Below are 5,890 nucleotides of genomic sequence, written 5' to 3'. Positions count from 1 at the left end.
TTTTCTAGACCATCAAACCAAAACCTGTTTGACGAGATAAATCCAATAGTGCTGTAAAAACCAATCAATTGTATGCTCATTTAAGAGCTATTCCCCCAATTATTCCTTGGAGTTTCCTAGTTCACTCCTTGAATCTTGAATCGTTATAATTAATAGTTCAGGTTATCGATTTTCTTTACTATATTCCCAGTTCTTCCATGACTTCTTCTGTCAGAACACACCTCTTGAAGGCTAACTCCATCTCTTTCACGGGAAGATTTTTACCTATGAATACTAAAACAGATTCCTTTTCTTGGTCCCCCCACGGTTGTCCTCTTTCGGCCTGGAAGGTCATATTGACGCCTTGATAAACGATCTGATTCGGATCTTTATATAAGTGCAAAATGCCCTTATAACGCAGCAGATCCATACCATAAGTCATGATCAGTTCATTCATCCACATATCAATAAGTGTCGGATGAATAGGATCTTTCGCTTTAAGAGACAATTTCACGATATCGTCTGTGTGATGATGGTCATGATGATGGTGGTGCACTTCATGATCATGACCGTGGTCGTGGTCATGGCCTTCCTCTTCATCCACCTCGGTCATAACCTTTTCTCTTTTTTGTTCGTTGAACAATTCAAGACCAAGAACTTCTTTTATCGCTACTTCTTCTAAATTCAGGTGATCAATAGCCGCGAACGGGTTAAGAGCTCTCAGTTTCTGTTTTAAAGCGTGCAGCGTCTCATTGCTGACTGAATCCACTTTAGTCAATAACAACTTATCCGCGAAAGCAACCTGATCTTTTGATTCTTCATAATGAGCCAGCTGGTACAATGCACTGCCCGCATCCACTAGTGTGATAACAGAGTCAATGGTGTAGTGCTCCTGAAGAAAGGGATGACGCATAAATGTCTGAGCAATCGGACCGGGTTCAGCCAGCCCTGTTGTCTCGATAATGATCCGGTCGATCTGCACTGTCTGTTTTTCTCGAATAGAATAGATCGTCTGCAGCATGTCTGACAAGTCAGTCCTTAAGGTACAACACAGACAGCCGTTATTCATCTGATAGATTTCTTCTTCAACATTGACTACCAAGTGATGGTCAACACCGACATCTCCGTACTCATTCACAATTACTGCTATTTTCTCATCCTGTGGCTGGTACAACAGTTCATTGATCAGGGTCGTTTTTCCAGCTCCTAAAAATCCTGTGATAATCGTAACCGGTATTTTATTGTCCATAGTGATCAACCGCCTTTCCCTTTAGTGGTTTTCCATCAGAATTACCAGCTTGCTTTTTTCACACCGGGAATTTTTCCTTCATGTGCCAGTTTTCGAAAATTGATGCGTGACATGCCGAACTGTCTCATATATCCTCTAGGACGGCCGTCAATTCTATCACGATTCTGCAGTCTTGTCGGCGATGCATCTCTTGGAAGTTTTGAGAGACCTTCATAATCTCCTTTTTCTTTCAGTTCTTTTCTTAAAGCCGCATATTTTTCAACCGTTGCCTGCTGACGTTTCAATTTAGCGATTTTACTCTTTTTTGCCATGATCGATTCCTCCTAGTCGTAATGGGTTATTTTTGGGCAGTCATTATTTAATGAGCCAGCATGTCCTGCACTAGTCCTTCTGAGTCAAGTTCAGATGGATAATAGGTTGGCCAATTTGTTACTTCATCAATCAGTTCGTCATGGTCATCTCCCCAGTACAGGTGGAAGTGATCTGATTCATTCGGTGAAATAATATGATCACTGAACTGGATATATTGAGGCATCTCTTCACTACCTTCTACACGTGAAAAGATGAAGCGTACACCTCTGTTTCCTCTCTGGTAATTCAATACTTCATAGCCGTCATATTCGTACTCGGCTGTATAGTCATTACCATCCTGATAATAGAAAGTAAAACTGTCGTCTTCAATCACAATACGATCAACATCTGTTTCATAGCCGATATCGTAGTATTCGACATAATCATCAAAGTCCATTGTGTCGCTCTCGGCTGCCTTAGCTTCGAAGACTTCATCCAGGTCACCAGACTGAAGATAAGGGTAGACAGACTGCCAATCCCCTTCCCAGTCGGACAAATCGCGGTCTCCTATTTCATCATTATAGAAGAACCCTCTATAGATGCGTCGTGTTGTTTCGTCATGTCCATGGTGGTCATCGATTTCAACCACTACAGGTTCTGATTCTTCAAGAACTTCTTCATCATCGTTAACTAAAACCGCTTTGATCTGCAGCCCATCTAGTGTCGCCTCACGTGAGAAGCGTTCAGTTGTTTGAGCACTGACTAGACTCCATTCCTGATCGTCACTATCTCTTGTATGCCATTGCCACTGTGCATCTTCTGCAGTCTCTGAGCTAGCGACCAGCTCAACTTCGTCACCCGTATGATAGTGATGCGCCAGACCCATTATTTCGATGCCTTCTCCTGCTGACTGATTGGTGTCTTCTCCAGCAGTCTCTTAAGTATCAGATCGAGCAGCACTGGATTCCGGTTCTTCTTCAGTCGTACATGCGGTCAGTAGAAGAGCTGAAGCAAGAAATGCAGCCCACTTTATGTATGCTTTTGTCATAAAAAATCATCCTTTTCCTAAATCGTAATCATTACGATTTATCACTTTACATCCTTATGTTTGATCTGTCAAGAGAAATCGAAAATAAAAATAGTTTATTCCATTGCCGAATTATTTTTTAAATAAAAAAAGATGAGAGACAGTCTCTCACCTCAGTTTATTTATCCAGAATTTTTTTGCCATTGTAATAGCCATCTTTTGAAATTCTGTGGCTTATGCGATATTCTCCTGTACTTGAATCTAAAGAAAGACCCCCAGGTACATTAGCTCCTTTATGTGTCCGTCTCTTTCTCTGCTTAGCTTTCGATGTTCTTCTTTTTGGTACTGCCATTATATTTCCTCCTCAACAAATCGTAATCGTTACGTTTTAGAATTCTACTATACCTTTATATAATTATCAAGTATCTAGTGAGTTTTCCTCTAATTCTCTTGAAAATTGCAGGAAACACCTATATAGTTTAGTAAATCGTAATTGTTACGTTTTAATTTAAACAAAGGATTGAATAAAATGGATTTTTCAGAAGCACGCAGAAAGAAAGTTCGTGGAATGAGTAATGAAGAGTTTGTTCATTCTTATTTAGACGAGTGGCTTACAAGTGAAAGTATGGTTATTGTAAGTATAGGGAAAGATCAGATTGTAAAAACCTATCAGACCTCAGACTCCCAGCTCACAACGATAGGTCTGCTCGAACTTGCAAAACAGCAGATCATGGACAGTATGGACGAATAAAAAAGCACTGGCGCCTGCCCAGTGCTTTTATCATTCATTCTATTTAATGGCGTACATACGAATATTTTCTTTAATAGCAGCTAAATGAGCCTTTCCTACATTGACCTGTTCATTATCGATGTCAACATCTGATCCGTCTTTAGGCAGCGCCTGTTCAAGAGTCGTTTCATATTCATCAATAGACAGCTCACGACGATTATCAAGTACAGCTTCATGCGCTTCTTTATTCAGGAACTGTTTATAATCAGGCTTGACTACCCCACTGAAGAATTCGCCTACCGCTCCGGAACCGTAACTGAACAATCCGATACGTGCGCCTTCTTCCAGTTCAGGTCCCTGTTCCAGTAGTGACAGAAGACTCAAATATAAAGAGCCCGTGTAGACATTCCCTACTTGCTTATTATAGTGGATACTGTCGTGATAAGAGTTCATCAGGCGCTTCGCTTCACTTTCATCTGCGTCTTCAGTCAGTGCAAGAATCGCTTTCTTGCCCATCTTAGTATACGGAAGGTGGAAACACATCGCTTCAAAATCACTCAATTCCCGACGGGTCTGTTCTTTGTAATTGTTCCATACTTCTTTCAAGAAGCTTAAATAAGCTTCATTTGAAAATTTTCCGTCCACAAAGGCATAGTCTGAATACAACGGGCGCCAGAAATCAGAAATATCTTTCGTCATTGACGCGCTGTCATTATCCAGTGACATGACTCGAGGGTTCTGTGAAAGAACGATCGCAACAGCTCCAGCTCCCTGAGTAGGTTCCCCACCAGTTTTCAGACCATATTTTGCAATATCCGAACCTAAAACGAGTACTTTACTTTCAGGATTCAATGCAATATGTCCCATTGCCATCTTGATTCCTGCTGTCGCTCCGTAACAAGCCTGTTTCAGCTCAACACAACGCGCATTTTTCTGAATACCTGTCAGCTGATGGACCCATACGGCGCCAGACTTGGAGTGATCGACACCTGACTCTGTCCCAAACAGGACAAAATCGATAGCTGCTTTGTCTTCATCATCTAAAATAGATAACGCTGCATTTGCCGCCATACTGACCGAGTCGTGATGCAGTGGGGCAATAGCCATCTTTTCCTGACCAATACCGATCGTATACTTAGCAGGATCGACACCTCTGACCTCTGCTAATTTCTCCATATCTACAAAAACGTTTGGTGTGTAAAATCCAATCTTATCAATTCCTATATCCAACCGATTGTCCTCCTGTCGTCATTCTCTCTATCTTAACTCTCATACAGTATAAATCAGCTTGTTTAAAATTTATTTAAGAAAATTAAAGAATGACTTTTATCTCAATATAAGGGTCATTCATGCACGAAGTCAGACAGCGAATATGCCATAAAACCTATATTTGGCGTATTCGCTAGTCATTCTTACACCCTAATCGTCCATATATCTGTTTATGAGCGGTTCGACACCCCCCGCTATCTACAGGAGAAGCAAAAAGAGGTCGTTCGCTACGACGCAAACGGCCTCTCCTCTTATTCTGATTAAAATGTGCTTTCTTCTCCTGTTTCTGTGCTATCTAGGAAAAGTCAGAATGATTTTTCCACCTGCATGGCCTGTTTCAATCAATTCGTGGGCTTTCCTGACACCTTCTTCCGTAAAGTCCAGCATCTCTGAAATGACCGGTCTGATTTTTCCTTCCTCAAGCCACTTGAGCAAATCTTCCAGCGCTTCTTTTGTGGGACTCATTGAGAAAAACTCTGCTTTAACGGCTGTATTTTCGTCGGTTTCTGCTGCAATCGACAGCAGGTGTCCGCCTTCTTTAATGACCGACAGACTTCTAGTCTGAACATCTCCACCCACTGTATCGAATACAAAATCAACTGGATCAAGCAGCTCTTCAAAAGCTTCTGACTTGTAATCGACTGGACGATCCACACCCAAATCCTTGAGTAGACTCTGCTTCTTTCCACTTGCCGTTGATGCAACCCAGGCTCCTTTGATCTTGGCGATTTGAACAGCAAGAGATCCTACGCCGCCTGAACCGCCATGTATCAGAACTCTCTGTCCTTCTTTAACTTGCCCTCGCGTAACTACCGCTTCATAAGCCGTCTGCCCGGCTAAAGGAATAGCTGCAGCTTCTTCGAAAGAGACCGTATCGGGCAGGACCACAGCCCTGTCAGGATTTACTACAACAAATTCTGCGTATGTTTTCGCTCCGTTTGCCATGACGCGGTCCCCAACTTTAAAACCAGTCACATCATCGCCAACTTCTACTACCGTCCCCGATACATCTCCGCCAACGATCATTGGTGTCTTGCCGCCAAACAATCCTTTCCTGCGCTTAACATCAATCGGGTTGACACTTGTAGCAGCCATTTGAACGATCATTCGGTCAGGTTTCAGAGCCGGTCTATCGATGTCCTTCATCTGCAGCTTTTCTATTCCGCCAAACTCGTCGATCACTATTGCTTTCATATTATAGCCTCCTGAAAAGTATTCGTTACTGTCAAATTTTTTTGTTCTTAAAGGTCTATAACCGTTGTTCTATCAAGGAAAAGACAAAAAACACTTGCCCCTCCCTCATTTATCGGTAAAATAGTAGGTATCCGACTACCAAACTATCCCC

Annotated in this window: 7 protein-coding genes; 1 reads left to right on the top strand and 6 read right to left on the bottom strand. The window is 42.1% G+C overall.

The window, feature by feature from the left end; translation table 11 throughout:
• Nucleotides 1–178: 178 nt before the first annotated feature.
• The 4 genes from ACYQ2O_RS10065 to rpmF all read right to left on the bottom strand — a co-directional run bounded on the left by ACYQ2O_RS10065 (nucleotide 179) and on the right by rpmF (nucleotide 2,898).
• Nucleotides 179–1,228: a CobW family GTP-binding protein gene (locus ACYQ2O_RS10065; RefSeq protein WP_459796539.1), complete on the bottom strand. Its 1,050-nt coding sequence runs from the start codon at nucleotides 1,226–1,228 to the stop codon at nucleotides 179–181.
• A gap of 41 nt (nucleotides 1,229–1,269) precedes the next feature.
• On the bottom strand, nucleotides 1,270–1,539 hold the full coding sequence (gene rpsN, locus ACYQ2O_RS10060; protein ID WP_091267455.1) for a 30S ribosomal protein S14: 270 nt from the start codon (nucleotides 1,537–1,539) through the stop codon (nucleotides 1,270–1,272).
• A gap of 47 nt (nucleotides 1,540–1,586) precedes the next feature.
• A complete protein-coding gene (locus ACYQ2O_RS10055) occupies nucleotides 1,587–2,405 on the bottom strand; it encodes a ZinT family metal-binding protein (RefSeq protein WP_459770452.1) in 819 nt (272 codons plus the stop codon).
• A gap of 319 nt (nucleotides 2,406–2,724) precedes the next feature.
• Nucleotides 2,725–2,898, bottom strand: coding sequence for a 50S ribosomal protein L32 (gene rpmF / locus ACYQ2O_RS10050; RefSeq protein WP_346025293.1), 174 nt, complete (start codon nucleotides 2,896–2,898; stop codon nucleotides 2,725–2,727).
• 177 nt (nucleotides 2,899–3,075) lie between these two features.
• Here rpmF and ACYQ2O_RS10045 point away from each other — a divergent pair, with 177 nt between their 5' ends.
• Nucleotides 3,076–3,297 carry a hypothetical protein gene (locus ACYQ2O_RS10045; protein WP_091267463.1) on the top strand — a complete coding sequence of 74 codons (222 nt, stop codon included), beginning with the start codon at nucleotides 3,076–3,078 and terminating at the stop codon, nucleotides 3,295–3,297.
• A 39-nt stretch (nucleotides 3,298–3,336) separates the two neighbouring features.
• Here ACYQ2O_RS10045 and ACYQ2O_RS10040 read toward each other — a convergent pair whose 3' ends face one another.
• Both ACYQ2O_RS10040 and ACYQ2O_RS10035 read right to left on the bottom strand, forming a co-directional pair.
• Entirely contained in the window at nucleotides 3,337–4,506 is a 1,170-nt protein-coding gene (locus ACYQ2O_RS10040) for a hydroxymethylglutaryl-CoA synthase (protein WP_459796537.1), read from the bottom strand.
• Nucleotides 4,507–4,836: 330 nt separating this feature from the next.
• Nucleotides 4,837–5,739, bottom strand: coding sequence for an NADP-dependent oxidoreductase (locus tag ACYQ2O_RS10035; RefSeq protein WP_459796536.1), 903 nt, complete (start codon nucleotides 5,737–5,739; stop codon nucleotides 4,837–4,839).
• Between the last annotated feature and the right edge of the window lie 151 nt (nucleotides 5,740–5,890).

It is taken from the genome of Alkalibacterium sp. m-11 (assembly GCF_054658155.1).
Note: the sequence above shows the minus strand (reverse complement) of the source record. Positions and strands in the feature narration are given on the sequence as shown.